Annotated in this window: 19 protein-coding genes, 1 tRNA gene and 1 pseudogene; 12 read left to right on the top strand and 9 right to left on the bottom strand. The window is 69.9% G+C overall.

What is annotated here, in order from left to right; genetic code table 11:
• Positions 1 to 20 precede the first annotated feature (20 nt).
• Positions 21 to 740 carry a hypothetical protein gene (locus C0J29_RS28290; protein WP_065035919.1) on the bottom strand — a complete coding sequence of 240 codons (720 nt, stop codon included), beginning with the start codon at positions 738 to 740 and terminating at the stop codon, positions 21 to 23.
• Positions 741 to 927: 187 nt separating this feature from the next.
• Here C0J29_RS28290 and C0J29_RS28285 point away from each other — a divergent pair, with 187 nt between their 5' ends.
• The 6 genes from C0J29_RS28285 to C0J29_RS28260 are packed head-to-tail and all read left to right on the top strand — an operon-like array spanning position 928 to position 3376.
• Positions 928 to 1092: a conjugal transfer protein TrbB gene (locus C0J29_RS28285; RefSeq protein WP_371872470.1), complete on the top strand. Its 165-nt coding sequence runs from the start codon at positions 928 to 930 to the stop codon at positions 1090 to 1092.
• Complete coding sequence (locus C0J29_RS28280) at positions 1089 to 1889, top strand: type II secretion system F family protein (RefSeq protein ID WP_120794257.1); 801 nt, start codon at positions 1089 to 1091, stop codon at positions 1887 to 1889. The genes C0J29_RS28285 and C0J29_RS28280 overlap by 4 nt, the downstream gene beginning before the upstream one ends.
• Positions 1886 to 2470 carry a type II secretion system F family protein gene (locus tag C0J29_RS28275; RefSeq protein ID WP_120795015.1) on the top strand — a complete coding sequence of 195 codons (585 nt, stop codon included), beginning with the start codon at positions 1886 to 1888 and terminating at the stop codon, positions 2468 to 2470. Before C0J29_RS28280 ends, C0J29_RS28275 begins: the two co-directional genes overlap by 4 nt.
• Positions 2471 to 2479: 9 nt before the next feature.
• Positions 2480 to 2686 (top strand): DUF4244 domain-containing protein, encoded by a 207-nt coding sequence (locus tag C0J29_RS28270; RefSeq protein ID WP_120794256.1) that lies wholly within the window; start codon positions 2480 to 2482, stop codon positions 2684 to 2686.
• Positions 2683 to 3009 carry a TadE family type IV pilus minor pilin gene (locus C0J29_RS28265; protein ID WP_082978063.1) on the top strand — a complete coding sequence of 109 codons (327 nt, stop codon included), beginning with the start codon at positions 2683 to 2685 and terminating at the stop codon, positions 3007 to 3009. Before C0J29_RS28270 ends, C0J29_RS28265 begins: the two co-directional genes overlap by 4 nt.
• A 16-nt stretch (positions 3010 to 3025) precedes the next feature.
• Positions 3026 to 3376 carry an Rv3654c family TadE-like protein gene (locus tag C0J29_RS28260; protein ID WP_065045432.1) on the top strand — a complete coding sequence of 117 codons (351 nt, stop codon included), beginning with the start codon at positions 3026 to 3028 and terminating at the stop codon, positions 3374 to 3376.
• A 10-nt stretch (positions 3377 to 3386) separates the two neighbouring features.
• Here C0J29_RS28260 and C0J29_RS28255 read toward each other — a convergent pair whose 3' ends face one another.
• From C0J29_RS28255 to C0J29_RS28235, 5 genes are all read right to left on the bottom strand, one after another.
• Positions 3387 to 4418 (bottom strand): PAS domain-containing protein, encoded by a 1032-nt coding sequence (locus C0J29_RS28255; protein ID WP_120794254.1) that lies wholly within the window; start codon positions 4416 to 4418, stop codon positions 3387 to 3389.
• Positions 4419 to 4557: 139 nt separating this feature from the next.
• Positions 4558 to 6315, bottom strand: coding sequence for a PE family protein (locus C0J29_RS28250; RefSeq protein ID WP_120794253.1), 1758 nt, complete (start codon positions 6313 to 6315; stop codon positions 4558 to 4560).
• A gap of 824 nt (positions 6316 to 7139) precedes the next feature.
• Positions 7140 to 7991: a PE family protein gene (locus C0J29_RS34560; RefSeq protein ID WP_120794252.1), complete on the bottom strand. Its 852-nt coding sequence runs from the start codon at positions 7989 to 7991 to the stop codon at positions 7140 to 7142.
• A gap of 305 nt (positions 7992 to 8296) precedes the next feature.
• Positions 8297 to 10849, bottom strand: a complete 2553-nt coding sequence (locus C0J29_RS28240) for a PE family protein (protein WP_120794251.1) — start codon at positions 10847 to 10849, stop codon at positions 8297 to 8299.
• Positions 10850 to 10980: 131 nt separating this feature from the next.
• Positions 10981 to 13290, bottom strand: a complete 2310-nt coding sequence (locus tag C0J29_RS28235; RefSeq protein WP_120794250.1) for a DEAD/DEAH box helicase — start codon at positions 13288 to 13290, stop codon at positions 10981 to 10983.
• 313 nt (positions 13291 to 13603) lie between these two features.
• On the opposite strand from C0J29_RS28235, the gene cspA reads away from it, so the two are divergent.
• The 3 genes from cspA to topA all read left to right on the top strand — a co-directional run bounded on the left by cspA (position 13604) and on the right by topA (position 17527).
• A complete protein-coding gene (gene cspA / locus C0J29_RS28230) occupies positions 13604 to 13807 on the top strand; it encodes a cold shock protein CspA (RefSeq protein WP_003419650.1) in 204 nt (67 codons plus the stop codon).
• Positions 13808 to 13934: 127 nt separating this feature from the next.
• The gene (locus C0J29_RS28225) at positions 13935 to 14513 is read left to right on the top strand and encodes a hypothetical protein (RefSeq protein WP_065043627.1); all 579 of its coding nucleotides are present in this window, start codon (positions 13935 to 13937) and stop codon (positions 14511 to 14513) included.
• A 203-nt stretch (positions 14514 to 14716) separates the two neighbouring features.
• The gene (topA, locus tag C0J29_RS28220) at positions 14717 to 17527 is read left to right on the top strand and encodes a type I DNA topoisomerase (RefSeq protein ID WP_065043628.1); all 2811 of its coding nucleotides are present in this window, start codon (positions 14717 to 14719) and stop codon (positions 17525 to 17527) included.
• Here the strand turns inward: topA and C0J29_RS28215 are convergent.
• Positions 17524 to 19125 (bottom strand): adenylate/guanylate cyclase domain-containing protein, encoded by a 1602-nt coding sequence (locus C0J29_RS28215; RefSeq protein ID WP_065043629.1) that lies wholly within the window; start codon positions 19123 to 19125, stop codon positions 17524 to 17526. The two genes, topA and C0J29_RS28215, sit on opposite strands and share 4 nt — an antisense overlap.
• A gap of 161 nt (positions 19126 to 19286) precedes the next feature.
• On the opposite strand from C0J29_RS28215, the gene C0J29_RS28210 reads away from it, so the two are divergent.
• From C0J29_RS28210 to C0J29_RS28200, 3 genes are all read left to right on the top strand, one after another.
• Positions 19287 to 20492, top strand: coding sequence for a DNA polymerase III subunit delta' (locus C0J29_RS28210; RefSeq protein WP_120794249.1), 1206 nt, complete (start codon positions 19287 to 19289; stop codon positions 20490 to 20492).
• A 24-nt stretch (positions 20493 to 20516) separates the two neighbouring features.
• Positions 20517 to 20592 (top strand) — tRNA-Thr (locus C0J29_RS28205).
• A gap of 101 nt (positions 20593 to 20693) precedes the next feature.
• Positions 20694 to 21545: a PE family protein gene (locus C0J29_RS28200; RefSeq protein ID WP_120794248.1), complete on the top strand. Its 852-nt coding sequence runs from the start codon at positions 20694 to 20696 to the stop codon at positions 21543 to 21545.
• Here C0J29_RS28200 and C0J29_RS28195 read toward each other — a convergent pair.
• Positions 21542 to 22324: an enoyl-CoA hydratase/isomerase family protein gene (locus C0J29_RS28195; protein WP_065043744.1), complete on the bottom strand. Its 783-nt coding sequence runs from the start codon at positions 22322 to 22324 to the stop codon at positions 21542 to 21544. The two genes, C0J29_RS28200 and C0J29_RS28195, sit on opposite strands and share 4 nt — an antisense overlap.
• Positions 22325 to 22356: 32 nt before the next feature.
• A pseudogene (locus C0J29_RS28190) lies at positions 22357 to 23550 on the bottom strand (PE family protein); the annotation flags it as partial.
• Between the last annotated feature and the right edge of the window lie 67 nt (positions 23551 to 23617).

The following is a 23617-nucleotide window of genomic DNA, read 5'->3' as shown; positions in this document are numbered from 1 at the left end:
CCCCCCACTGCGACGACCCGCTAGGCCGGTTCTGGCTGGTCGGGGTCGTCGGTACCCGAGGCCGCCGATGGTGGAGCCCATTCGCCGAAGTCGTCGGTGGGCACGATCGGAGCCGGGGGTGGGCCCAACAATAGCGGCGACTCGGTGACCGGTGGCAACGGTGTGGACGCCAAAATCTGTACCCGAGAAGCGTTGTCGATATCGATCACCGCCGCCAACTCCGCTTCTGCCAGGCCATACCCGTCCTTGGTCGGCCACCACAACGCGGCGATGTCCGGCTTGCCCATCGGGGTGGATGTCGGCGCCGGGAACAACCGCGTCTGCGCACCCTCGTCGAGGGTCATCTGCTCCCCAGGAGCCGCCGCCGTCGCCGCCATGGGATGCTGACCGCCGCCGGGGGTGATGACCATGCGGACCCGCTCGCCGTGCAGCACCCGCGACGGCCAGCGCCGCAGCCGGAAATCCATCCCGCGTGAATCGGACAGCTGAACCGAGAGCCCACTGCCGCACGAGCTCAGCAGCGTGTCGCCCGGCATCGGGCCGCGCAACTCGCGCTCCCGCAACACCAACAATCGCACGTTCGCGCAGAACGCCAACCCGTGGACATCCCGCGGATCCTCGAACCACGGCTTGTACATCGCGGCGACCTTCGGGATCACCCTCTCCAAGTCGTAGCGCAACGTCGCGCAGGACGGCCGATGATCGGCAACGATCCGATCCAGCCACCTTTGTAGGTTCATGAGGCGAATTTCGCACACTAAAGCAGTCTGCGCAAGTAACACGCCCAACTGTTACTCCGCCCATTAATGTGCAACTTCCCACCACCATAGGATACATGTATCTCACGATAAATAATCAGATCAACGCGCATATATTGCTAGCCATAGACCAGGTAATTACAGATAAGGCGTGCAGGTGCTACTCCACATGACCCGGGATCGGGCCGGACGGCGACGACTCGACGAGATCGCGTTGTTGCGCCGATCCGAAGGCGGGCTGGTCCGGGCGATCACGGCGTGGCATGCGGACCGAGGCGGCACAGAAGCCGCCGCGGAGTTGGACGCGATCGTGCGAACCCGGATGCCTACGTGACGGGCCCGCAGCTTTCGGCGCTGCTGCTGTCGTTGGCGCTGCTGGTGTCACCGGCGTCACCGCGGGTCCGGCTGGTTCCCGCGGCACCGGCTCGGCGACTGGTGGTCGGCGCGCGGGCACTCGGCTGGCTCTGCGCGGGTGCCTGCGCGGTGGCGTCTTTGCTGCTGCCGTGGACGACGGTCGTGTCGGGCGCCCTGGCAGGCACCGTCGTGGCCGTTCGGTACCGCCGGCGCATCCGCGGTCGGCGTGGCGCCGAAGAAGGCCGGGCGCTGGAAGCGGGCCTCGATGTGCTGGTCGGTGAACTGCGGGTGGGTGCCCATCCGGTCCATGCGTTCGACGTGGCCGCCGATGAGACTGCCGGTGCGGTAGCTGCGGGTATGCGAGCGGTCGCGGCGCGGGCCCGGTTGGGTGCCGACGTCGCGGCTGGCCTGCGTACCGCGGCGGGATCATCGGTGCTGCCGCAGCACTGGGAACGGCTGGCGGTGTGCTGGCAGCTGGCCACCGACCACGGCCTGGCGGTCGCCACGCTGATGCGGGCTGCGCAGCGCGATATTGCTGAGCGGCAACGCTTCTCGGCGACGGTCGGGTCAGGTTTGGCGGGTGCCCGTGCGACCGCGGTCATCCTCGCGGGGTTGCCGTTGCTGGGGTTGTTGCTCGGGCAGCTGATCGGCGCGCGGCCGGTGCGCTTCCTGTTCGGTGGCTACGCGGGCGGGTGCTTCCTGATGGCGGGCGTGGCGCTGACCTGCGTCGGACTGTGGTGGTCGGACCGCATCACCGATCGCGCGGCCGCGGCATGAGTGTCGCGGCGGCGTTGCTGGCGGTGGCACTGCTGATCGGCGCAGGCCCGTCGGTGGTCCGCGCTCGTGCCGGACTGCAGGTGCGGTCGTTCCCTCCCCGCCGACAGGGTCAGCGCGGTCCGGACCCCCTGGGGGTGGCATCGAGCCTCGATGTGCTTGCGGTGTGCCTGCGAGCGGGCATGGCCGTCGCGACTGCCGCGTCGGCGACCGCGACGTCGGCGCCGCCGCGGTTGGCGTCGGTGTTGCGGCGCGCCGCCGATTTGCTGGCGCTGGGTGCCGACTCCTCCGTCGCGTGGTCGGCGCCGGTGAACCTGCGCTCCGCCGATGGGCAACTCGATGGGCTGCTGCGGCTGGCACGTCGATCGTCGACATCGGGCGCCGCTCTCGCCGATGGTGTGGCCGAGCTTGCGGCGCAGTCTCGTCACGGTGCCGCGGCGGCGGCCGCGGCGGCCGCTGAACGGGCCGGGGTACTGATCGCGGGTCCGCTGGGGGTGTGTTTTCTGCCGGCTTTCGTGTGCCTCGGCATCGTTCCGGTGGTGGCCGGACTGGCCGGTGATGTTCTGCAGTCGGGGTTGATATGAGGAAGGAATATGTTGATGCGCAGCACTTTTCGAGTAATCCTGGCACGGCTGACGATGCTGGCGAGCGACGAGTCCGGCATGTCGACGGTCGAATACGCTATCGGCACTGTTGCGGCCGCCGCCTTCGGAGCGATCCTGTACACCGTCGTGACCGGAGACTCGGTGGTGTCCGCGCTCAACCACATCATCGGGCGCGCGTTGAGCACCAAGGTCTGACCGGCAGTGCGGGCTCGAGCACCGTCGAGGCGGCCCTGGCGATCGCTGCCGTGGTGGTGGTGCTCGTGCTGTGCCTGGCCGGGGTTACCGCCGTGTCCATGCAGGTGCGCTGCATCGACGCCGCACGTGAAGCGGCCCGGCTGGCGGCGCGCGGCGACCAGCGCAACGCCGTGGCAACGGCGCGACGGATCGCACCACCGGGCGCGCAGGTCCAGCTGGAAGATGACGGCGGCTATCTGGTCGCTACCGTCAGGGCCCGTTCAAAGCTGTTGCCTGCTTTGGACATTGCTGCCAGAGCGGTGTCGGCCGAGGAGCCGGGATGATCGCGGCGCGGCCACGGTGGTCGCCGCTGCCGCGGTCGCTGTATTGCTGTTCGTCACGGCAGCGGGGGTCTACCTCGGCTCGGTGGTGGCGGCACGTCATCGGGCGCAGGCGGCGGCCGATCTCGGTGCCTTGGCCGGAGCCGCCGCACTGCCGCAAGGAGTTTCGGTGGCCTGTGCGCGCGCGACGTCGGTGGTCCGCCAGATGCGGGTCCGTGCCGTCGAGTGCGTGGTGCAGGACCTCGACGTAGTTGTCAGCGTCGAGGTGGCCGTGCCTGCGGTGGGCGTGGCACGGGCTGCTGCGCGGGCAGGGCCGGTCGATGGGCCTCAGCGAAACGGCCCGGGGACTCGCCGAACAGGGCGAGGCTGACCGGGCGGGATCAGCCGGGGTCGTCTGCGGTCGACAGTCCCGCCGCAGCCACTTCGTCCTCGGTGGGCAGCCGCAGTGAGATCAGCCCGGCGAAGGTTTCGGGTTCCAGTTCCACCCGGTTGACGGTGACGTGTACCGGCACCCAGTCGGTGTCATTCCCAGGCAGCCGCAGCACCCGACTGGTCGCGCCGTCGGCGAATTCCTCTGTCATGGAGTGCAATATGGCTTCGTCATCGGGATGGACCCGCTGCTGGCCCTCATTCCCGCGCCAGTCGTAGAAAGAGCACGGCTCATCCAGCCACTTCAGCAGGGTCCAGTTCTTGAGGTCGACGAGCGCACGATGCACACCTGCCTGCGCCAGGCCGTTGAGTATCCGCTGCGCCAGGTCGTCGGCGACGACCGGTGGGCCTTTGCGTTCGGCGCGCCAGTTCATCGCGCGGGCCACCAGGTGGTCACGGCCGTCGGATCCCGGCTCCAGCGCGCTGCGGGCGGTGAAGCCGATCCGGATGGGATTCCCTTCCCAATCAGTGAGATCCCATGTGCTGCAAAGCGTCTGGCCCGGCTCTGCTCTGACCGCCATGGCCAGGACTTTGGTTTCGTTGGGGTTGAGTTCCCGGGACGGCAGGTCCTCGGCGAAGGCTCTCCCGTAGGTCACCTCGGCCTCGGCGTTCTTGCCGCTGTTGGCCAGCGACTCGGGGGTATCGGTGGCCACCCCGCAGGTCAGATCCCACTTCAGCGGGCCCACGATGGGTCGTTCGGGCGGTTCCTCGTCAATCGGTCCGGTCCACACATGCACGCCGTGCATCCGGCCGTCCGACATCATCACCGGTTCGGTGCGGATGACGCGGTCACTTTTCGGGGTGATGCTGGTCAGCGCCTGACCGGTCTGCACCGACTCGGCAATCGCCGTCTTGACGGCCGAGAGATTCGGGCTGCGGCGCAGGAAGTTGGTGATCGGGACGAGGTTCTTGAGTTGCCGTCCCTGCGCTACGACGGCGGGTTCGTCCCCCAGCGTCTCCACGAGCAACCAGTCGTGGCTCATAGGGTGCAGCTTAGGCGATCACCTGTTGCCTCGTTGACAGGGCAGGGTGTGGTGCGCGGCACCTTCGCCACGGGTGCGCGGGCGCGGAATCCGACGGAATGTCCTTGTGACCAAGGCGGATACGGTCCGCGATCCTCGGCTACTGACCATCGGTTCCGATCTGCCCGAGCAACTGACCGCCGGGTCCGCCGAGTCCGCCAGTCCCCGTCGACCCGGGACCGACACCGCCGTTGCCGCCGTTACCGCCGTTGCCGATGAGTTGGGCGCCGCCGCCGTTACCGCCGTGGTAGCCGACAAAACCGATGGTCGGCACGTTGCCGCCGGGACCCCCGTTGCCACCATTGCCGATCAGGCCCGCGTTACCGCCATTGCCCCCCGAGCCGCCGTCGGCCTGGTTGCCGTCACCACTGGCTCCACCTGCTCCACCGTTTCCGTACAGCGTGCCCGCGTTTCCGCCGTCGCCCCCGGCGCCACCGAACAATCCCACTCCTCCGATGCCGCCGGCACCGCCACCGCCGACGTATCGCGCGACGCCGCCCGTTCCCCCCGCGCCGCCGTGTTGGCCCACTCCGCCGGCACCGCCGCTGCCGCCGGGACCAATCAGAATCCCGCCGGTACCACCCGCGCCGCCGTTGCCGCCGAGGGGCCCGCCGGGAGTGCCGCCACCGGCACCACCGCTGCCCCCGGCGCCGAACAGCCCGACGGCATTCCCGCCTGCTCCACCGGCGCCCCCGTTGCCGAATGCTGAACTGGCACCTTGGCCGCCGGCGCCGCCCACCCCGGAAACCCGGCCACCGTCTCCACCAACGCCACCGTTGCCGGCGCTGCCGGTGGTCGCGGCGCCGCCGCCCCCGCCGACGCCGCCGTCGCCGAACAGCCCGGCGTTGCCGCCGGAGCCTCCCGTACCACCGGGGCCGCCGCCGCCGGCGAAGCCGCCCAGGCCGCCCGCGCCGCCGTTGCCGGACAGCAGCCCTCCGATCCCGCCCGTTCCACCATGGCCGCCCGTGGTGCCCTGACCGCCCGAACCGCCGACCCCGCCGTCCCCGAAGAACCCGCCGGCCCCGCCCGCGCCGCCATGGCCGCCACCAGGCGTTCCATTGCCACCGTTGCCGCCGGTACCGCCGTTGGCGAAGAATCCGCCCGGCCCGCCGGCCCCGCCGTCTCCGCCGGCCAACTGGCCGTTGCCGCGGCCGCCGGTACCGCCGGCGCCCCCGGCGCCGAACAGCCCACTGGCACCACCGGTGCCGCCTACTCCGACGGCAACCGAGCCTCCGAAGCCGCTGGTTCCGCCGCCGGTGCCGCCGGCGCCGCCCTGACCGAACAACAGTCCGCCGGCGCCGCCGTTGCCCCCTATCCCCGCGACTCCGGCCAGGGCCGCGCCGCCCGCTCCGCCCGCGCCGCCGGTTCCGAATAGTCCGGCGGCGCCGCCCTTTCCGCCGTTCTGGCTATAACCGCCGGAACCGCCGGCCCCGCCGTTGCCGAACAGCAGCCCGCCGTCCCCGCCGTTGCGGCCGCTTCCCGGCGCGGCGTTGGCTCCGTTACCGATCAGTGGGCGGTTCAGCAACGTCTGAGTTGGCGCGTTGATCACGTCCAGGGCGGCCTGAAGTGGTGAAGCGCCGGCCGCCTCGGCGGCGGAATACGACGTCGCGGCGGACCCTAAAGTCTGCGCAAACCGGTCATGGAGCGCCGACAGGTGGGCGCCTATCGCCTGATACTCCCGGGCATGCGTGCCGAACAGGGCCGCGACGGCTGTCGACACCTCATCCTGGGCCGCCGCCAGAATCGAAGCGGTGTGGGTGGCGGCGACGGTGTTGGCGGCGCCGATCCTGGCTCCGATGTCGCCGAGATCCGCTGCGGCGGTGAGCAGTAGGTCAGAAGTGGCAATGAGATACGACATGTCTGCCTTCCCGGGTGGCGGGGCGGGTGAGCTTGCGGCGAAACGTTGACGGCGGCGTCAAATCCCTTGTCCGAGCGGGGTTTGCGCGTACAGCCGGATGGTGAGCCACCGCCAGTTGAGCGGTGTAGTAGGTATTTCGGGTGTGGGCAGCACATGTATCCACGGCTGCTCGATTTGTCATACCGTCAGACGGATTTCGGCAGAAATTTTTTCGTGAAATGGCCCACTTGCGTGTTGCGTTCCCGACTCGAAGCCGGGTACGTTGCTGCTGCATTCGCGTTTTGGCTGTGCGACCTCGGATGCTGTGCGATCTCGGATTCTGTTGCCGACCGCACGAGGCAAATCCGTGGAGGTCGACCGTCGAGGGGTCGGTCGCCGTCCATCGGATTGCGCAATGTAATCCGTGTTCTGAATCACCCTAATCGTCTTCCATCGCTGATCGGGCAGCGTGGAATGCGTTGTATCGCAAGGTGTCTCGGCACCCCTGCCGCCCAGGCTCGGAGGCCCAGGAGGTGACCGGCCGGAATCGGACGTTTTTGCGGCCGGACTGCCATTGCCGAAGCGGCGTTGGTTCATTGGTTTAGGCCATTCAAAATTGCTGACGTTTGCTTTCTCCGTGCAAATTAGCAAACGCCAACGCCGGCCACGACCGCCGGAAACGGCAATTCAACATTTATTTCACAATCCCTCAAACTTTTTGTCTGCCAAGGGAGTCCACTGCGATACGCAGCGTCTGCCGCGATTGATCACGGCGGTGCGCCCGCGAATTCAATGGCAGGAATGAGTCCGTCCGGCTATTTCGACCCGGGACCGAAAGATTTCGTTTATGAGCCGATGCTGCCGGCGCCGGCTGCCAATCCGTCGCTGCCGCCGGCACCAACGCCGCGCTGCACGACGCCCCTGCCGTTCGCGCCGTTCGCGGCGTTCGCGCCGTTGGCACCGTTCGCGCCGTTCGTCAGACCGGCGCCCCGGATCCCGTCGAGCCAGACGCCGTTGCGCGCACCGGTGCTGGACCGGTCGTTCACGCCTTCGGCGTCGACCAGCCGGCTCAGCAGTCCGCCGGAAGCGCCGGCTTTGGCGGTACTGCCCGACCAGCCGACGGCAGGTTCGCTCAGCGGCGCCGTGCGAAGCAGAATGCCGCCGCTGCCGCAGTTCCCGCTGGGCGTAACACTTTCGGTCGACGAGCCAGTGCCCGGCCCTTTAGGCGCTGCACCGCCCACCGGCCCGGCCGCCGTGCGCGTTCGTGGGCTTGCGGCACCGCCGCGGACTCCGCCGGGTTCGTACGGAACCCCGCTGGGGGCGGCGGGTGGCGCGCTGACCGCCTTGACTGTTTCACCGGTGCCGAGCGCCGGGGCGTCCGGTGCGGCATTGGTCAATTGACGGAGCTGGGAGGCATTGGCGGATTCGGCTGAGGCGTAAGTGTCCGCGTCGGCGTTGAGTGCTTGTACGAAATCGCCGTGGAATCGTGCCACCTCAGCGCTGAGCTTCTGGTAGCCCTGGGCATGTCCCGAAAAGAATGCCGCGACGGCGGCCGATACCTGATCGCTGGCAGCGGCCGAGACGGCCAATGTCGGTGCCGCCGCGGCTGCATTGGAAGCATTGAGTGTCGAACCGATGCCGGCAAGATTGCGAGCCGCTGCCATCAAGCGGTCGGGCGCCGCGTTGACAAACGACATGACACCTCCCAATCGGTCTACGACGACAGACTCGGCCAGTGTCTGTAATCCGTCGCTGTGGAGCGACGGATATGAGCACCGTAGCGCCTTTTCCGGGAAATGAAACCACAAAATTTCCGGGAATTTTCCACCGGCCCCTCGGCGGTGGGTCAGGCCGCTCCGTCCAGGCCATCGTCGCTGGTCAACCGCCCCGTCGCCGCGCGCACCCGTCCCGGCGCCCGACGGTGACCAACGGCACGCGAACTGCCTCGCTCGACTCGATCGGGTGACAGTGCCACCGAGCGGATCAGCAGTCGGCGGGTTAGCTAGGACAACCCGTCCGGTGCATCCCGGCCGATGAGATCGCCGCCGAGGCCGCCACGTCCGGCGGTTCCGTTGACGACGCCGGTGCCGCCATTGCCGCCGTTGCCACCGCCGCCGATCCACCCGGCGTTTCCACCGGCTCCGCCGGTGCCCCCGTTGCCGGTCGGCAGATTGTTGGTACCGCCCGCGCCCCCGGCGCCGCCGAGGCCCAACAGCAGGCCACCGATTCCGCCCTGCCCTCCGGCGCCACCGGTCGCGTAGGAGCCGAATCCGCCGGCGCCGCCGGCGCCCCCGCCACCGATGAAACCGGACGCGCCGCCGAGGCCGCCGGCGCCGCCGGCCCCCTGGCCACTGTTGCCACCGGCCCCGCCGGCGCCGCCACTGCCGAACAGTTGCGCGCCGTGGCCACCGGTTCCACCGGCACCTCCTGGTCTCAGGTCCGCCCCTTGTGTCGAGCCGCCGGCGCCGCCGATCCCGCCGTCGCCGAACAGCAGACCGGCGCTGCCGCCGTGGCCGCCGGCACCACCGTCCAGGCTGTCGCCAAACCCGCCCATTCCGCCGGCGCCACCGGCGCCGCCCAACAGATTCGCGTCACCACCGGGTCCGCCGGCGCCGCCGGTCTGTGCGCCGTAACCGCCGTCGCCGCCGGCTCCGCCGCCGGCCAGCGGGCCGAAGACCCCACCGGTTCCGCCGGACCCACCGGTGCCTCCGGCGGATGTGCCGACTCCGGCGCCGCCGACCCCGCCCCGCCCGCCGGCGCCGAACAGCCCGCCCGCGCCGCCGGCGCCACCGGCCCCGCCGGGCCCGGTGAACCCGCCACCGCCCATTCCGCCGACCCCGCCATCGCCGAAGATCCAGCCGCCGGCACCGCCGGAACCACCTGTCCCGCCGGTGCCGGTCGGCTTGCCGGGGCCGCCCGCGCCCCCGGTGCCCAGCAGCCCCGCATTGCCGCCATTGCCGCCGCTAGGGATGCTGCCGTACTCGGCCGGCGTGCCGGCGCCGCCGTCGCCGAGTAGCCATCCGCCATCGGTGCCGGCGGGATGAACGTCCGGAGCCCCGGGCACTCCATTGCCGATCAGCGGGCGTCCAGTCAGGGCCCTGAATGGCAAGTTGACCACGTTCTGCGCAATCTGCTGGGTGAGGTGCGCCTGGTCGGTGGGGATCGGCGCGTTAGCGCCGTCGAGACCGATCAACGAACCGCCGACCCCGCCTACGCCGAGGTTTCCGCCCGTGCCGCCATTGCCGCCGTTGCCGATCAGGACCGCGTTGCCGCCGGTTCCGCCGATGGCGAAGCCTCCGGCCCCGGCTGCACCGCCAGCACCACCGCTGCCGAACACCTGGCCGCCCGTACCACCATGCCCGCCCGCGCCGCCGTGGCCGCCGGCGCCGAAATGACTGCTGCTGCTGTATCCGCCGGCCCCACCGACGCCGCCGAAGCCAACCGAACCGGCGTTGCCCCCGGCTCCGCCGGTGCCGCCGTTGCCGATCATGCTGAAGCCGCCGTCTCCGCCGGCACCTCCGTTGGAGAACAGCTGGCCCGCGTTGCCACCGGCGCCTCCGTCACCGCCGGAGCCGGATTGGCCGGCGCCGCCCTGTCCGCCGGCGCCACCGTTGCCGAAGACGGGGCCGCCGTTGCCGCCGGCGCCCCCGGCTCCGCCCGAAACGTCGCCGTAGCCGCCCGCGCCGCCGGCCCCGCCGTTGCCGGCGTCGAGGCCTCCGCTACCGCCCGCGCCACCGATTCCACCGGTGCTGCCGGACCCGCCGACACCGCCGCTTCCGCCGCCGCCTGCCATCAGCCCGGAGAGCTGTCCGCCGGCGCCGCCCGCACCGCCTGCACCTCCGGCGCTGCCATAGCCACCCGTCCCGCCGGTGCCCCCGCTGCCGAACAGCCCACCGGCCCCGCCGGCTCCACCGGCGCCGCCGTCCCCGCCCGTCGCCGTACCGCCCGCCCCACCGGCCCCGCCGTTGCCCCACAGGTAACCGCCCGTACCGCCGGCGCCGCCAGCGCCGCCGGCTCCGTTCGAGAGAGCGGCGCCCGCGGCGCCCGCGCCCCCGAACCCGATCAGGCCGGCGGCGCCGCCGTTACCACCTTGCTGTCCAGTGCCGGCCGCACCCGAACCACCGGCCCCGCCGCTGCCCAGCAGCCACCCGCCGTCGCCGCCATTGAGCCCGCTGCCGGGGGCGGCGTTGGCGCCGTTGCCGATCAGGGGCCGCCCGGTGGCTGCATGGACCGGCGCGTTGACGACGTCCAGCACCGACTGCAACGGCGAGACGTTCGCCGCTTCGGCCCTTGCGTAGGTGGTCGCGGTGGAATTGAGGGTCTGCACAAACTGGTCGTGGAAGGCCATCATCCGCGCGCTGAGCCCTTGGTAGGCCTGCCCGTGTCCGGAGAACAGCGCGGCCAGGGCCGCCGAGATCTCATCGGCACCCGCGGCCAGCACCGAAGTTGTTGCGGACGCCGCCGCGGCATTTGCCGAGAGCAGCGACGATCCGATGCGCGACGCGTCGGTTGCTGCTGCTGCCACTGCTTCTGTGCTGGCTGATACGAACGACATCGCTTGGATCCCCTTGCGCCGACGGAGCCGGTACTGCGGCTACCACCGTCGCGCAGCAGGGGTGCTCGCAGCTTCGGTCAGAAGGCGGGTTCGGGGTATGAACTTTTCTCCCCCGATCGGGGGAGGACGACCTATCCGGCGGAACCGAGCGCGTCCAGCACCAGCCGCAGCACCCGCACCGCACCCGCCTTGTCCAACGGATCGTTTCCGTTGCCGCACTTGGGCGACTGCACACACGAGGGGCATCCGTTCGGGCATTCGCAGGCTTGGATCGCCGCGGCGGTGGCGCCCAGCCAGGTGACGGCCCGATGAAAACCGCGTTCGGCGAACCCCGCTCCGCCCGGATGGCCGTCGTAGACGAAGACCGTCGGCAGGCCGTCGGGACCGACTGCGGTGGACAGCCCGCCGATGTCGCCACGGTCGCAGCTGGCCACCAACGGGAGCAGGCCGATGGCCGCGTGCTCGGCGGCATGCAGGGACCCGGGCACCCGCAACAGCTCAATGCCGTTGCCCTCCAATGCATCCGGATCGATGGTGTACATCACTGCCATGGTCGGAAGTGAGTGCTGCGGCATGCTGAGCTCGACGAAGTCGATCACTTCACCGTTGCCCCGCCGGCGCAGGTATCCCACCACCTGGTGGGTGACGGTCACCGGGACCAGGCCCAGCGTGACCGGCCCGAACACCGAACGCTCACCCTGCCCGGTCACCGCGATGTCGGTGATCTCCCGTGCGAAGGTGGCGTAGCCGGGATCCTCGGCATGGACGAACGCGATGCCCTCCTCGAGATCGAGAGAGTCGACGACGTAGCTCTCACCCTGGTGCAGGTACACCGCGCCCGGATGGATGGAGGCCGGTGCCTGCCCGACGCCGGTGCTGCCCAGCAGGCGTCCGGTGTCCGATTCCACGATCATGATCTGGCCCCCGATGGAGCCCCGGATATCAACCGCCCCATGGGGTTCCATCCCCGGTGCCGGAAAGTACCTGCTGCCCCGCCGTTTCAGCAGGCCGTCGTCGACCAGACCCTCGGCGACCTCCACCGCGTCCAGCGACCGCACCTCGGCCTCGTCCAGCGGCAGTTCGGTTGCCGCGCAGAGCAGTTGCGGCCCGAGAATGTATGGGTTGCGCGGGTCGATGACGACGCGCTCGACCGGCTTGTCCAGCAGCGCGGACGGGTGGTGCACGAGGTAGGTGTCCAACGGGTCGTCGCGGGCGATGAGCACGACCAGTGCGCCCTGACCGCGCCGCCCCGATCGCCCGGCCTGCTGCCAGAACGATGCGACCGTTCCGGGAAACCCGGCCAGCACCACCGCGTCCAGGCCCGCGATGTCGACTCCGAGCTCCAGTGCGTTGGTGGTGGCCACCCCACGCAACCGGCCTTCGGCCAGCGCGTTCTCCAGCGCCTTGCGGTCCTCGGCGAGGTATCCGGCGCGATAGGACGCCACCGTCGGAACCAGCTGGGGGGCAGTGTCACTCAGGCGCGCCTGGGCGCCCAGCGCGGTCAGCTCCGCCGCGCGCCGGGACCGCACGAAGGTCAGTGTCTGGGCGCCCTCGACGATCAGGTCGGCCATCACCCGGGACGCCTCTGCGCCCGCCGACCGCCGGACCGGAGCGCCGTTCTCGCCTATCAGGTCGGTCAACAGGGCCGGCTCCCACAACGCGACCGTGCGGGCCCCCTGCGGGGAGCCGTCCTCGGTGACTTCGCTCACCGGCTGGCCGATCAGCTCGGTCGCCGTGGTGCCGGGGGAATCTGTTGTGGCGCTGGCGAAGACCACCGTCGGGTAGGACGAATAGCGCGCGCACAGTCGCAGCAGGCGGCGCAGCACCATCGCTACGTTCGACCCGAAAACCCCTCGGTAGTAATGACATTCGTCGACAACCACAAACCGCAGGCCACGCAGCAACACCGCCCAACGGGCGTGGTTGCGCAGGATCGACAGGTGGATCATGTCGGGGTTGGAGAAGATCCAGCGGGAGCGCTCGCGGGCGAAGCGCCGCACTTCGGTGGGACTGTCGCCGTCATATGCGGTGGGCGCGACGTCGTTCAGGGCGGCGGCGGTGACCAGTACCTGCGCCGCGCGCAATTGATCGTGGCCCAGTGCCTTGGTGGGCGACAGATAGAGCACCCGGGCCCGCGGATCACCGGCCAGCGCGTTGAGCACCGGCAGCTGGTAGGCCAGCGACTTCCCCGACGCCGTGCCGGTGCTGACCACCACGTGACGTCCGGCGTGCGCCAGTTCGGCCGCCTGGACCTGATGCGACCACGGCGCCGCGATTCCCCGGTCGGTGAATGCGCGCACCACCTCGGGCCGGGCCCACGCCGGCCAGCCTTGCGGATTGCCGGGCCGGGGCGGCAGTTCGGCGGTGTGGCGCAGCGGCCGCTCGTCGGTCGCGGTACCGGCAAGCGCGGCGGCTAGCAGCTCACTGCCGAAACTCGCCATCAGCTACCTTTCTGGGCCCCGGCGCGGCCTGGCGCGGCCCCCGGTGATGACGCTGACGTAAATTGACCGGCCATTCGGCGGTCTGTCTGGGCCTAGAGACTGTCGCCGACGCGTTGAACATGGTTGACTGAGTGCGGTCGCAGCTTCTGTGTTCGTGTAAAACTTTCGCAGGATCGACGTTGCGGTCGCGGTTCCTGCGAGGTTATCTGTCGGGTGAAGTTCCGGCGAGTCCGCGAAGGTATGGCGGTCGCGGCTGGCCCGGGGCATCGAAAGGCGGCGCCCCGCACCCAGAAAGAAAAGGAAAGATCGAGAGATGCCACAGGGAACTGTGAAGTGGTTCAACGCGGAGAAGGGCTTTGGCTTCATCGCCCCCGAAGATGGATCCGCGGATGTGTTTGTCCACTACACGGAGATCCAGGGGACGGGCTTCCGCACCCTCGAAGAAAACCAGAAGGTCGAGTTCGAGATCGGCCACAGCCCTAAGGGCCCCCAGGCCACCGGAGTCCGCTCGCTCTGATTCGAGCAGATTCCCAAACGGAACCCCCGGACCCGTCCGGGGGTTTTCGTTTCTGGTGAGCCGGTACCGGCCCGCCGCGCCGACGCGGAGCGGCGGCGGGTCCGCTCGCTGGCCTACTGTCTGTGGCGTGAGCCAGCTTTCCTTCTTCGCCGCGGAGTCAGTCCCGCCCGCGGTCGGGGACTTGTGTGGGCTGCTGGCGGCGCCGGGTCAGATCGTGCTGGTGGGTGCCGGCGCCAGGCTGTCGGTGGTTGTCGACGAATCCTGGCGTGCTTCGGCCCTGGCCGAGATGATCCGGGAGGCCGGCCTGGTCCCGGAGATCGCCCGGACCGATGAAGACCATCCGTTGGTGCGGACAGCGGCGGACCCATCTTTGCGCAGCATCGCCACCGAATGGACGCGGGGCGCGGTTAAGACGGTTCCACCGCGCTGGTTGCCGGGGCCGAGAGAGCTGCGGGCCTGGACCCTGGCGGCAGGCAGCCCCGAGGCCGACCGTTACCTGCTCGGGCTGGACCCGCACGCGCCGGACACCCATTCGCCGCTGGCATCGGCTCTGATGCGGGTCGGGATCGCCCCCACTTTGATCGGTACCCGCGGGGCCCGCCCAGCGCTCCGAATAAGTGGTCGGCGGAGGCTATCGCGGCTGGTAGAGAACGTGGGAGAGGCCCCTGACGGGCCCGGTGCGGCAGCGCAGTGGCCCCGGATTTGAGGGCGCGCCGCGACCCTCACCCCGGCGGGCCGGTTTGCGCGGGCCCGCCCAATGGTGCGAAATTGTCAGTTGCCCGCGGGGCAAGGCACGGCGGCGTACCCATGGATGACCGGAAATCCGGAATATCGGGGAACCGCCCTGTCATTGTTTCTGCGAGACGGTTCCGCCCAGGGACCGACACCGGAGATGGAGTGTAGGCGCAGTTGGTTGACCGGGCCCCCAAGAGGGCTAGCAGCGGCAGAAACGGCAGCACCCGGCGACTCGTGATCGTGGAGTCGCCCACAAAAGCGCGCAAACTCGCTGGTTACCTGGGTTCCAATTACATCGTCGAGTCGTCCCGTGGCCACATCCGCGACCTGCCGCGCGCCGCTGCCGACGTGCCCGCGAAGTTCAAATCCGAGCCGTGGGCGCGGCTCGGTGTGAACGTCGACGCCGACTTCGAACCGCTCTACATCATCAGTCCGGAGAAGAAGAGCACCGTCACCGAGCTCAAAGGCCTGCTCAAGGACGTCGACGAGCTCTATCTGGCGACGGATGGTGACCGCGAGGGCGAGGCGATCGCCTGGCACCTGATGGAGACGCTGAAGCCGCGTGTCCCGGTCAAGCGGATGGTGTTCCACGAGATCACCGAACCGGCCATCCTGGAGGCCGCCGAGAACCCCCGCGACCTGGACATCGACCTGGTCGACGCGCAGGAGACCCGCCGCATCCTGGACCGGCTGTACGGCTACGAGGTCAGCCCGGTGCTCTGGAAGAAGGTCGCGCCCAAGTTGTCGGCGGGCCGGGTCCAATCGGTCGCCACCCGCATCATCGTGCAGCGCGAACGCGACCGGATGGCCTTCCGCAGCGCCTCCTACTGGGACATCCTGGCCAGACTGGACGCGAGCGTGTCCGACCCCCAGGCCCAGCCGCCGACGTTCGCCGCGCGCCTGACCAACGTCGATGGCCTGCGGGTGGCCACCGGTCGTGACTTCGACTCGCTCGGGACGCTGCGCAAGGCCGACGAAGTGGTCGTGCTCGACGAGGCCGGTGCGACCGCCCTGGCCACCAACCTGCAGGGTGCGCAGCTCAGCGTCGCCTCCGCCGACGAGAAGCCCTACACCCGCCGTCCGTACCCGCCGTTCATGACCTCGACGCTGCAGCAGGAGGCCGGCCGCAAGCTGCGGTTCTCCTCCGAACGCACCATGAGCATCGCGCAGCGGCTCTACGAGAACGGCTACATCACTTATATGCGTACCGACTCGACGACGCTGTCGCAGTCGGCCATCAGCGCCGCGCGCAACCAGGCCCGCCAGCTCTACGGCGAGGAGTACGTGTCGCCGTCGCCGCGGCAGTACACCCGCAAGGTGAAGAACGCCCAGGAGGCGCACGAGGCCATCCGGCCGGCCGGCGAGACGTTCGCGACCCCGGACGCGGTGCGCCGCGAGCTGGACGGCGACGAGTTCCGGCTCTACGAGCTGATCTGGCAGCGCACGGTGGCCTCGCAGATGGCCGATGCCCGCGGCACCACGCTGAGTCTGCGCATCGAAGGCCGCGCCGGCGAGCAGCAGGTGGTGTTCTCCGCGTCCGGGCGCACCCTGACCTTCCCGGGCTTCCTCAAGGCGTACGTGGAAACGGTCGACGAACTCGCCGGGGGCGAGGCCGACGACGCCGAGCGCCGGCTGCCCAACCTGTCGCCGGGGCAGCGGCTGGCCGCCATCGAGCTGACTCCGGACGGGCACTCCACCAACCCGCCGGCCCGCTACACCGAGGCCTCGCTGGTCAAGGCGCTCGAGGAGCTGGGCATCGGCCGGCCGTCCACGTACTCCTCGATCATCAAGACCATCCAGGACCGCGGCTACGTGTACAAGAAGGGCAGCGCCCTGGTGCCGTCCTGGGTCGCCTTCGCGGTGATCGGGTTGCTGGAACAGCATTTCGGCCGGCTGGTCGACTACGACTTCACCGCGGCGATGGAGGACGAACTCGACGCCATCGCCTCCGGCAATGAGCGACGCACCAACTGGCTCAACAACTTCTATTTCGGCGGCGACCACGGGGTGCCCGATTCGGTGGCCCGTTCCGGCGGCCTGAAGAAACTGGTCGGCGTCAACCTGGAAGGCATCGACGCCCGAGAAGTCAACTCCATCAAGGTTTTTGACGACGCCGAAGGCCGTCCCGTCTACGTGCGCGTCGGCAAGAACGGGCCGTATCTGGAACGCACGGTGACCGGTGACGACGGTGAACCGACTCCGCAGCGGGCCAACCTCAACGACTCACTCACCCCCGACGAGCTGACTCTCGAAGTGGCAGAAGAGCTTTTCGCCACTCCGCAGGAGGGGCGGGTGCTGGGCGTGGACCCGCAGACCGGCCACGAGATCGTCGCCAAGGACGGCCGCTACGGACCGTACGTGACCGAGGTGCTGCCGAAAACCGACGGCGACGACGGCGGTGCCGGGTCCGCCGCGAAGAAGGGCAAGAAGCCCACCGGGCCCAAGCCCCGCACCGGTTCGCTGTTGCGCACCATGGATCTTCAGACGGTGACCCTCGAGGACGCGCTGAAGCTGCTGTCGCTGCCGCGGGTGGTCGGGGTGGACCCCGCCTCCAACGAAGAGATCACCGCCCAGAACGGGCGCTACGGCCCATACCTCAAGCGAGGCACCGACTCTCGTTCCCTGGCGACCGAGGATCAGATGTTCACCATCACCCTCGACGAAGCACTCAAGATCTACTCCGAGCCCAAACGCTCCGGGCGTCAGGCCGCTTCGGCGCCGCCGCTGCGCGAGTTGGGCAACGACCCGGCGTCCGGCAAACCGATGGTGATCAAGGACGGTCGCTTCGGGCCGTATGTCACCGACGGAGAAACCAACGCGAGCCTGCGAAAGGGCGACGACGTCCTGTCCATCACCGACGAGCGGGCCGCCGAGTTGCTGGCCGACCGCCGCGCCCGCGGCCCGGTGAAGCGGACGGCGAAGAAGACCGCGCGCAAGGCGCCCGCCAAGAAGGCGCCGGCCAAGAAGGCCGCCAAGCGGAGCTAGCGGCGCACTTCGCTGGAGACTTCCGGCGAGTCGCAGGCACTCTCCGGTTCGGCCAGCTTCAACGGACGCGCCAGCTGGGTGGGCGCGGCGCGGCCACGCAGAAACACGACCTCGCCGACGTCCCAGCACAGTGCCTCGGCGTCCAGCGCGCCACTGACCGCGATCGCCGAGGCCAGCACGTGGCCCGCCTCGAGCTTGGCCAGCTCGGTGAGCCGGGCGGCCTCGTTGACCGGGTCGCCGATGACGGTGTACTCGAAGCGCGCCTGCGCCCCGATGTGGCCGGCGATGGCGCGGCCCGCCGAGACACCGATGCCGAACTCCGCGGATCCCAGCACGGGGATCAGCTCGTCGTGCAGCTCGCGGGCGGCGGCCAGCGCGGCACCGGCGCCATCGGGGTGCTCGATCGGGGCGCCGAAGATCGCCAGCGCGGCGTCACCCTGGAACTTGTTGACGAACCCGCCGTGCCGGCCGACGGTGTCGACCACGACGCGGAAGAACTCGTTGAGCAGGTGAACCACCTCGACGGGCGGGCGGGAAGCGGCCAGCTGGGTGGAACCGACCAGGTCCACGAACAGGACCGCGACGTCGCGTTCCTGCCCGCCCAGCTCGGTACCCCGCTCGAGCGCCCGCCGGGCCACGTCCTCGCCCACGTAGCGGCCGAACAGGTCACGCAGCCGCTGCCGTTCGGACAGGTCGCGCACCATGTCGTTGAAGCCGGACTGCAGCAGGCCCAGTTCGCTGGCGTCGTAGATCTGCATGTGCGCGTTGTAATTGCCGCGCTGCACCTCCGAGAGCGCCCAGCGGAGCTGGCGCAGCGGGTCGGCGATGGACATCGACACCAGCAGCGTGCTGGCGGCTCCGATGCCCAGTGCCGCCAGCGCCAGCAGCAGGATCGGGTTGAACAGCTTCTCCGGCGAGGCGTGCAGCAGCGCGATCTTGTCCGAAACCACCGCCAGGACGATCGCCAGCAGCGGGACGGCGGTCGACAACACCCAGGTCAGCATCAGCCGCAGGATGACGCCGGGTGCCCGCACGCTCTCGGGTACGCCGCTGCGCAGCGCGGCCACCGCGACGGGACGCAGCACCCGTTCGGACTGCAGGTAGCCGATGATCGCGGTCGCGGTGGCGCCCAGCGCGGTCGCGACCACCACCACCGGTGCGGCCTGGCGGGCCACCGACCAACTGGCCATGATGAAGACCACGCTGCCGACGGCCCAGGAGGCCGCGCTGGTCAAGGTGCGGTAGAACGGCATGCGCAACGCGCGGGTGCGGGCCAGCTCGGTGGTGGACGGATCCGCCTCGACCAGCAGATTGTCGCGGCGTTGCCACCGGAAAACGGGTACCAGCAGCTTCAAATTCCAAGCGAACCCCGCGAAGAACAGGAAGACCACCGAGCTGATGAAGATGGCGACGTTCAGCCGCGGCAGGTCGCCCAGCTCGATCCGGTCGTGCGGCGGCAGACCGTAGCGCAGGAAGCCCAGGACGAACAAGCCGCCGATGATGTCGGCCTGCAACATGCTGAGGGAGAAAACCGGCCACGGAGTGCGCACCACCCACCTGGCGAATGCGCTGATTCGCCGCGGGAGGGTTGCTGCCATGGTCACGCACCCACCGTATCGGTCAGCGGGGACTCGCCGGAAACTAAAAGTGTCCCCGCCAGGTCGTCCGACGTGGGCGAAAGATGCCGAAAGATCACGGATTTGTCGCAAAACGGATGCTGATCGGTCTCTGTCGGGGGTCCTCACTACTGTTGCCGTTGATGACCGGGGTGTTTACGCGGCTGGTAGGCCAGCAGGCGGTGGAAGCCGAGCTGCTCGCCGCCGCCAGGTCCGCACGTGGTGATAACCCTCACAGCTCCCATCCCGATGGACATATGACACATGCCTGGCTGATCACCGGTCCGCCCGGTTCCGGCCGTTCGGTGGCCGCACTGTGCTTCGCGGCGGCGCTGCAGTGCACGTCAGAAGACGAGCCGGGGTGCGGGAGCTGCCGCGCCTGCACAACGACGATGGCGGGCACCCACGCCGACGTCAGGCGGGTCATTCCCGAAGGCCTGTCCATCGGTGTCGACGAGATGCGCGGCATCGTTCAGGTTGCGTCGCGGCGCCCCACCACCGGGCGCCACCAGATCGTGGTGATCGAGGACGCCGACCGGCTGACCGAGGGCGCCGGCAACGCCCTGCTGAAGGTCGTCGAGGAACCGCCGCCGTCGACGGTCTTCCTGCTGTGCGCGCCGTCGGTGGATCCCGAGGACATCGCGATCACCTTGCGGTCCCGGTGCCGGCACGTGGCACTGGTGACACCACCCACCGAGGCGATTGCCCGGGTGCTGATCGACGGCGACGGACTCGACGCCGAGGCCGCCGGCTGGGCCGCGTCCGTCAGCGGCGGGCACGTCGGGCGGGCGCGCCGGCTGGCCACCGACCCGGAGGCCCGGCAGCGACGTCAGCAGGCGCTGGAGCTGGTCCGTGACGCCGCGCGCCCGGCCCGCGCGTACACCGCCGCCGAGGAGCTGGTGGCGGCGGCCGAAGCCGAGGCGGTGGCGCTCACCGCCGGGCGCGCCGAGGTCGAGACGGAGGAACTGCGCACCGCGCTGGGAGCGGGTGGCACCGGCAAGGGCGCTGCAGGGGCGATGCGCGGCGCCGCCGGTGCGATCAAGGACCTGGAAAAACGGCAGAAATCCCGCCAGACCAGGGCCTCGCGCGACGCCCTGGACCGGGCGCTGATCGACCTGGCCACGTATTTCCGGGACGCGCTGGTGGTCTCGGCGAACGCCGGTCACGTCCGGGCGAACCACCCCGACATGGCCGAGCGGGTGGCGTCGCTGGCCGGGCACGCCGCCCCCGAGCGGCTGCTGCGCTGCATAGAGGCCGTGCTGGAATGCCGTGAAGCCTTGGCGATCAACGTCAAGCCCAAGTTCGCTGTGGACGCCATGGTTGCCACCATCGGTCAGCAACTGCGTTAGACTCGTGCCGCCCGCGAGGGCACGGCCGCCTTAGCTCAGTCGGTAGAGCGATTCACTCGTAATGAATAGGTCAGGAGTTCGATTCTCCTAGGCGGCTCCACGGCTCGACCTCCCACGCCGGATTCCTCAAAATGCCGGATGCACCTGTGGCTCCCGTCCATAATCAGGAGTCGTTCCGACGGGTTAGGGGGAGGAAACCGAATGTCGCAGCTGGTCGTGGCGCCAGGGTTGCTGACGACGGCGACAGCGGGCGTCGCAGGTATCGGTTCGAGCCTCGAGGCAGCGCGGCTCGCCGCCGCTACGCCGACCACAGCGCTCGCTTCGGCGGCCGCTGACGAGATATCTGAGGCGGTGGCCGCACTCTTCTCGGGGTTCGGCCAGCAGTACCAGGCGCTGGGCGCGCAGACGAGCGCACTGCTGCAGCAGTTCGGACAGTCGATACAGGCGGCGGCAGCCTCCTATGCCGCCGCCGAGGCGTCGAACTCGTCGCTGTTGGCCGGCACCGGCATCGACCGGGTAAACAACTTCATCGCTCGCCAATTCGCGATCTACGACTTCAGCGACCCGCGCGGCTGGGCGGCACTGATTCTGGATTACACCTGGGGAGCACCGGGCACGGCGTTGGGGTACGGCGTGCAGATCGTCAACGAGTTCACGCCGAATTCCAATTACGACGCCGCGCTGAGCGCGGTCGCCGGTGCGCACGTTTACCGGGGCGGCATCGGACTCACCGGCTACGCCACCACGTTCGGCAACGTCACCAGCCATCTGGGCTACAGCCCGAAGGCGGTGGACCTCATGCTCAACCATGAGGCACTGCACGTCTGGCAGAACAGGTTGTTCGGCCCCTTCTTCTCGGCCAGCTACTACGCCTGGACGGTCGGTGGAACCGCCGTCGGAACCGGGTACTGGTTGTTGCACCCCGAAGAGGACTTGTCGCGACTGATCATGACGGCGGCCTACTACGACAATCCTTGGGAGACATGGGCTTACCGCAACGACCATGCCTGGCCGCCGCCCGGGGCGACCCCCGCGCTGCTCTGGCCCTCCTAGGCGAACTCGGGTCGGCGTTTGTTGAGGAACGCGTCGATGCCCTCCTGGCCGTCGGCGCTGCCGGCGCATGCCGCGATCATCCGGCCTTCGATCTCCATCTGTTCTTCCAGGCCGTTGCTGAAACTCATCAGCAGCAGCTTTCGCACCGATGAACTGGAAAGCCTTGCCGCAGTGCTCATCTGGACGGTCAGTGCTTCGGCGCGCTCGGCCAGCGTGTCGTCGGGCACGACCTCGGTGACCAGTCCCCACTGCGCCGCATCAGCGGCCGAAAGCCGCCGGTTGGTCAACATCAGCTCCTGCGCGCGCCGCACGCCCACCAGTCGCGGCAGGTAGTACGAGGAACTGCCGTCGGGGCTCAGCCCCGCTTTGGTGTAGGCCATCGTGAAGGATGCCGATTCGGCGGCCACCACGAGATCGCCGATGAGCGCGAGACTGAATCCGGCCCCGGCCGCCGCGCCGTTGACCGCGACGATCAAGACGGCATCCATGCGGGCGAACGTCGAGATCGCCCGGTGCAGGTCGTCGGCGAGGCCCTTCACGAAGCGGCCCGCGCCCAGCGGCGAGCGCGCCATCGCCTGCAAATCGCCGCCGGCGCAGAAGAACCGGCCCTTCCCGGTGAGCAGCACGACCTTCGTCTCGGCGACATCGCACCGGCTCGCCGCATCCATCAACTCGCGGGCCAGCACGTCGTTGATGCTGTTCGCCGCGTCCGGCCGGTTGAGTGCAATTCGGGTCACAGGCCCGTCTTGGGCGAAGTCGAGGGTCTCGTAGCGGGTCATGCCTGGGATGCTAGCCACCCCCGAACTGGTCAGCCGTCCGGTCCGGGCAAGCCGGCCGCGCCGAAGATGACGCCCTTGGCGCCGCCGGGCCCACCGGTCCCGCCGGACGGGACGCCGAACGGTGGGCTGGGCACCCCGCCCGCCCCACCGTTGCCGCCGGTCCCGAGGACCTTGGCCGATCCGCCGGCCCCTCCGTTCCCGCCGTTGCCGCCGTTTCCGCCGACTCCGCCGATTCCCCCCGCGCCGCCACCGCCGGCATTGCCGCCGGTGCCGATCCAGCCGGCGTCACCGCCCTGCCCGCCGGCGCCGCCGTCGCCGCCGACGCCGGCTGCGATACCCGCGGCCTCGCCGCCCTGGCCGCCAAAGCCGCCCACCCCGCCGTTGCCGTACAACAGGCCCGCGGCGCCCCCGGCACCGCCCGCGCCGCCGTTGCCGCCCACCCCGCTCACGCCCGCCGGGCCGCCCAATCCGCCGGCGCCGCCGTTGCCGCCGCCGCCGAACAGGAAGCCGCCCTGACCGCCCGCGCCGCCACCGCCGCCGGTCGCGCTCGCTGCGCCGATCGCCCCGGCGCCGCCGGCGCCGCCGAAGCCGATCACCCGGGCAACCCCGCCGGCGCCGCCGGCACCACCGCCCAGCCCACCGGATCCGCCCAGGCCGCCGTTGCCCAACAGCCATCCGCCGGCACCCCCGGCCCCGCCGCCGCTCCCGCTACCGCCGCTGCCACCCGCACCGCCGTTACCGATCAATCCGGCCTCTCCACCCGCGCCGCCGGCCTGACCCGCCCCGCCGGCCGCGCCGTTGCCGCCGTTGCCGATCAGCAGGCCGCCGGCCCCGCCGGCACCGCCCGGTGTGGTCGCATGGGCGCCGTTTCCGATCAGCGGGCGCCCCAGCAACGCCTCGGTCGGCGCGTTGATGAGGTTCAGCACCGGCTGCAAGGGCCCGGCGTTGGTGGCCTCGGCGGCCGCATAGGCTCCCGCGCCCGAGCTCAGCAGCTGCGCAAACCGCTGCTGAAACGCCTCGGTCTGAGCGCTCAACGCCTGATACTGCCGCGCGTGCGCGGAGAACAGCGCCGCCACCGCCGCCGACACCTCGTCGGCACCGGCGGCCAGCACGCCCGAGGTGGGCAGCGCGGCGGCCGCGTTGGCGGCGCGCAGCGCCGCTTCGATGCCCGCCAGATCCGTTGCCGCCGAAGCCATCAGCTCCGGAACCGCAACAAGGTTCGACAACGCTGCCCTCCCGCTCGGACTGATCGACAATCAGCGTATCGGGATCGCAGGTCAGAACGTTTCATGT

Origin of the sequence: Mycobacterium paragordonae, assembly GCF_003614435.1 — a bacterium.
Lineage (GTDB): Bacteria > Actinomycetota > Actinomycetes > Mycobacteriales > Mycobacteriaceae > Mycobacterium > Mycobacterium paragordonae.
This window is presented reverse-complemented; position numbering and strand designations above follow the sequence as displayed.

What these genes read in the sequence shown, in the direction of transcription:
- C0J29_RS28290 (WP_065035919.1), bottom strand. Translation starts at nt 740, where the DNA reads ATGAACCTACAAAGGTGGCTGGATCGGATCGTTGCCGATCATCGGCCG.
- C0J29_RS28285 (WP_371872470.1), top strand. Translation starts at nt 928, where the DNA reads ATGACCCGGGATCGGGCCGGACGGCGACGACTCGACGAGATCGCGTTG.
- C0J29_RS28275 (WP_120795015.1), top strand. Translation starts at nt 1,886, where the DNA reads ATGAGTGTCGCGGCGGCGTTGCTGGCGGTGGCACTGCTGATCGGCGCA.
- C0J29_RS28270 (WP_120794256.1), top strand. Translation starts at nt 2,480, where the DNA reads ATGTTGATGCGCAGCACTTTTCGAGTAATCCTGGCACGGCTGACGATG.
- C0J29_RS28255 (WP_120794254.1), bottom strand. Translation starts at nt 4,418, where the DNA reads ATGAGCCACGACTGGTTGCTCGTGGAGACGCTGGGGGACGAACCCGCC.
- C0J29_RS28250 (WP_120794253.1), bottom strand. Translation starts at nt 6,315, where the DNA reads ATGTCGTATCTCATTGCCACTTCTGACCTACTGCTCACCGCCGCAGCG.
- C0J29_RS34560 (WP_120794252.1), bottom strand. Translation starts at nt 7,991, where the DNA reads ATGTCGTTTGTCAACGCGGCGCCCGACCGCTTGATGGCAGCGGCTCGC.
- C0J29_RS28240 (WP_120794251.1), bottom strand. Translation starts at nt 10,849, where the DNA reads ATGTCGTTCGTATCAGCCAGCACAGAAGCAGTGGCAGCAGCAGCAACC.
- C0J29_RS28235 (WP_120794250.1), bottom strand. Translation starts at nt 13,290, where the DNA reads ATGGCGAGTTTCGGCAGTGAGCTGCTAGCCGCCGCGCTTGCCGGTACC.
- cspA (WP_003419650.1), top strand. Translation starts at nt 13,604, where the DNA reads ATGCCACAGGGAACTGTGAAGTGGTTCAACGCGGAGAAGGGCTTTGGC.
- C0J29_RS28215 (WP_065043629.1), bottom strand. Translation starts at nt 19,125, where the DNA reads ATGGCAGCAACCCTCCCGCGGCGAATCAGCGCATTCGCCAGGTGGGTG.
- C0J29_RS28210 (WP_120794249.1), top strand. Translation starts at nt 19,287, where the DNA reads ATGACCGGGGTGTTTACGCGGCTGGTAGGCCAGCAGGCGGTGGAAGCC.
- C0J29_RS28200 (WP_120794248.1), top strand. Translation starts at nt 20,694, where the DNA reads ATGTCGCAGCTGGTCGTGGCGCCAGGGTTGCTGACGACGGCGACAGCG.
- C0J29_RS28195 (WP_065043744.1), bottom strand. Translation starts at nt 22,324, where the DNA reads ATGACCCGCTACGAGACCCTCGACTTCGCCCAAGACGGGCCTGTGACC.